Annotated in this window: 1 protein-coding gene; it reads right to left on the minus strand. The window is 42.9% G+C overall.

What is annotated here, in order from left to right; all coding sequences use genetic code 11:
• Positions 1-595: 595 nt before the first annotated feature.
• Positions 596-3,826 (minus strand): RNA-directed DNA polymerase, encoded by a 3,231-nt coding sequence (locus IE124_RS33895; protein WP_229833152.1) that lies wholly within the window; start codon positions 3,824-3,826, stop codon positions 596-598.
• Between the last annotated feature and the right edge of the window lie 166 nt (positions 3,827-3,992).

Here is a 3,992-nt window from a genome sequence, read left to right on the forward strand (position 1 = left end):
GATCTTAGTGCGAGCATCCCATTTGATGTCGCTGTCTGCCTTCTGATCTTCTTACTCCAAGCTTCCAACCCAGCGAGTAGTAAACGGATCACTCTCTTTCGATGCGACTCTTGACATTCGAGGTGTTGGCAAGATTTTGCCAAGAGTTGCCTCTGAAGAGGCTGGAATTAGGATGGTTCCCATCGATCGAAAGAGGGCCCATGGATATTGGTTCAACTTCAGCCGATGTATCAAAGCCATTTTCTCCGAAACATCGTGGATCTCCCCCAATGAGCGTAGAAGTCGTTGAACCTGCCAAAAATCCTATTACCAGTTGACAACACCATCACAGAAGAAGGCTGCTTAACATCTGTTATCTTCTGGTTTCGGCACTCCCTAAATCCACGGAGGGGGTTGGGGGAGTTGTTATTATTATTTTTTTTCTTCAAGAGAAGATATTCTCAGGAATCTTCTTTATTTTTTCGGAAGTCCTGGTATACACCCATGCCTCGGTCCACAAGGGACAAAAGACAAGGGGAGGGGAGGGTTGGCTGCTCGTAAAAGGTCTTGCCACACATTACGAGACGTAAATTAGTAATGTTGAGTTTATGTTTAATTATGTAACTGTCGTCTGTTCTGGTAAGTCAAGGAACTTCCTTGTTATTCTGCAGGTGTTTAGAATAACAGCCTTTTGCATTTCTAGGAAGGTTCCTTTCGGTAAGTCAATTCTTTTTAGTCCAGCATGCAGGGCTTTTGGGATGACTCCAGTAGCTGATATTACCAATGGTACAGTCTCGACTCTTTTCAGCTTCATACTTCTTTTTATCTCATGTCCCAAATCTGCATACTTCTGTCGTTTCTTAACAATTGTGTAGTCAAGGTTGTGTGTGTTAGGTACAGCTATGTCAATTAAGAACCCTAACTTGTTTTTCTTGTCGATGAGTGTGATGTCCGGGCGATTGTAATGAACAGTTTTGTCGGTCAAGAGCGTTCTATCCCAGTAAAGTCTGTAAGAGTCATTTTCCAGGACCGTTTTTGGTTCGTACTTGTAGTAAGGTAGACGGTCCTGGGTCAGACCATATTTCCTCGCCAGTTTCTGATGTATGATCTTACCTACTTGGTTGTGTCGGTGTGTGTAGTCTGTGCCGGCAAGTCTCATACATGCCGACGTTATGTGCTGGATGTTCTCTCTCGCCTTACCACATAGTCGACATGCATCGTTGGTCATGTTCCTATCATGCAGTATGTATTTTTTGTAATTTTTTGTAGCGATCGTCTCGTCTTGTATTGCGATCATAAAGCCCTCCGTTTCGGGGTAAATACCAGCATAACTTAACCAAGCGTGCGACGCTGCTCTGTCGACTTTTTCATCGGCCAAGTGTTTCTGGTATCTTCCGTGGAGTACTTTACTCTCAAGTCGGTTTTGTTTAGTTTTATGCACTTCAGTTCTGGTTGGAGGTACGGTAGTCAGTGTTTTCGCCAAGTTCAAAGGTGTGAAGTGCTTGTCGTTACGAGTTGCCAGTTGGTGCAGAGGAGATGCCTGTGCTTTCTTTTCGAAGTAAGTTTTGAGTTTGAAAGTTTGGTTGGTGTGAAGTTCGTGTAGGTCAATTAGTCCTCTTCCGCCGGCTGATCTAGGGAGTGTTACTCTCTCTGATGCAGCCTTGGGATGATGGTAGTGGTATTTTGTCAGCAGTCTGTTAGTTCGTGCTTGTAACTCCTTAAGTTCTCTCTTTGTCCATTTAACAACACCGAAGGAGTATGTCAGTACAGGGACAGCGAACGTATTGATCGCTTTGATCATATTTCGTCCGTTCAGTTTAGTTCGTAACAGCTTTGTCAGTCGTGAAGTATAGTCTGTCTTTAAGTTTTGCTTCATTGTGTGGTGGTCGGTTTGTTGCGATTGTAGGAATCCAAGATACTTATACATTTCCTCTTCTCCCATGGGCTGGATAATTCCACCGTTTTCACACTCATAGCCCTTTGGATCTCGGCTTCCTGCTACCACATGTTGAGTCTTACATTTGTCAAGTCCGAAGGTCATTCCTATGTCAGTAGAGAACTTTTCAGTCAGACCTATAAGTTTTTCAAGTCCTGCTTGGTCAGAGCTGTATAGTTTAATGTCGTCCATGTACAATAAGTGGGTGATAGCGTAAGTCTGGTTGGGTCCAGTCTTCATTTTTATCCCAAGTCCTGAGGAGTTCAGTAGGTTTGAGAGAGGATTCATGGCGAGACAGAACAGCAGTGGGCTGAGTGAGTCACCTTGGAAAATACCCCTTCTCACGGCTACCGGCTCCGTCGTTATAGTCTGTTGGTTAGGTGTGGTAAGTCTAAGTGTTGTACCCCATTTCGTCATAGCATGACTCAGGAATTTTACAACAGTGGGGTTTATTTTGTACAGTTGGAGGGACTTCTGTAGCCAAGTGTGAGGGACCGAGTCGAAAGCTTTTTGGTAGTCAATGTATGTCGTGCTTATGTTGCGTTTTTTGGCCACTCCAAGCACTACTGCATCTATTAACACTTGCTCTTTGCAGCCTTGTGCTTGTCGTCTACATCCTTTCTGCTCTTCGGCCAGTATGTTGTGTTCCATCACGTGTGCGTAGATCTTGTCGGTAAGGATACTAGTTAAGGTCTTGTACATTGTAGGTAAGCAAGTGATAGGTCTGTATTTCGTGGGGTCTTGAGTTATGTCTCCTTTCGGGATCATGTAAGTGGTTCCTTTCGTCAAGTATGCAGGTAAAGTCTGTGGTCGCCTAATAAAGTCAGTAAAACACTTAGCTAAAGCTCTGTGGGTACATGTCAGTTGCTTGAGCCAGTAATTGTGTATTTGGTCTGGTCCTGGGGCCTTCCAGTTATGGCTCTTTTTCGTTGCTTGGGTCACATTCATTTCGGTCACTCTCTCAAAGTTCATAGTCGGTATTCTTTTGGTTCTCCTTTCTTCTTCCCGTATCCAGTCCGTACTTTCCCTATGATTCGTCGGTTTGGACCAAAGGGAAGTCCAGTAACTAGTCAGGTCATTTTCTGTGGGGATTTTAGGGGGTGTTTTAGTCGGTTGTGTGAGAGGTTGTCTGATGTTTCTGTAAAAGTATTTTTCATTGTCAGTGAACTGTCTGTTTTGGTAGCGTCGTGTTAAAGTAGTATTGTATCGTTGTAACCTACTAGTTAGTTTTCCTAATTTTTGTTGAAAAGTGTCCTTAAAGTCTAGTAGAGTGTGATTATTGTCGTTATGTCCAGCATGCTGTCCTGAGTTCTTTAGCAAGCTGTTTATTTTGTTGTTGAGTCGTCTCGATCTTTGTCCTCTCAAGTATTCATTAATCCTGCTTAAATCTTTTCTCAAACTCTCAATATTCCTCTCTAATCTACTCATTGCAGGAAGTTTCTTGTCAGTTAGTTTGTTTACGGTCGGTCGGTAAAATTTTCTCTCACAGATCTCTATTGCTGCCATAGCAGCACAGTAAATTGTTGTTTGTAGTCGTGTAAATGTTGTGTGGGGAGTAATTGTGTACGGTATAATTGTCTCATTCAGGGTACTCACTGTTTGAGCAACTTTTTTTGTTGCTTTCAACTTTCTAAGGGGAGGTCTACAAGTCGGGTCAGTACCTTCAAACTCTTCCATAGCCTTTTCAAACGCTTTTCTAATTTCTGTTGTTCTCTCGTCTTCCACTTCATAAGCCTTTTTTTTCCAGCTATCTCTCTCTTCATTTGTCTCATCTCTCTGGTTCTCTTCATTTCCTCTTTCCTCGCTTTCTCCTTCATCCTCCGTGTTTTGGGAGGTATTGATGTTTGATGAGGCCGGTAGTGTCTGTCGGTTCGTAAAGTCATTTTCAATGTAACTCTCTCGTCGGCTCATGTCAGTATTTATTCCTCTCATCTCCTCCCAAGTCAATTCTCTCTCTACTTCACCTCTTATAGGGTTAGTGTTAAGTTTATGTTTTGTCAATCCTTTTAGTAAGTTCCTAACTCTGTCTGCAACGTTTTGCTCGTTATATGTAGTTTCAGGGTACGTTTCCTTAAAT

This window comes from Streptomyces narbonensis (genome assembly GCF_014649015.1).
Classification (GTDB): Bacteria; Actinomycetota; Actinomycetes; order Streptomycetales; family Streptomycetaceae; genus Streptomyces; species Streptomyces narbonensis.

Excerpts from the sequence above, each read along its gene's own strand:
- IE124_RS33895 (WP_229833152.1), bottom strand. The coding sequence starts at position 3,826 with ATGAGCCGACGAGAGAGTTACATTGAAAATGACTTTACGAACCGACAG.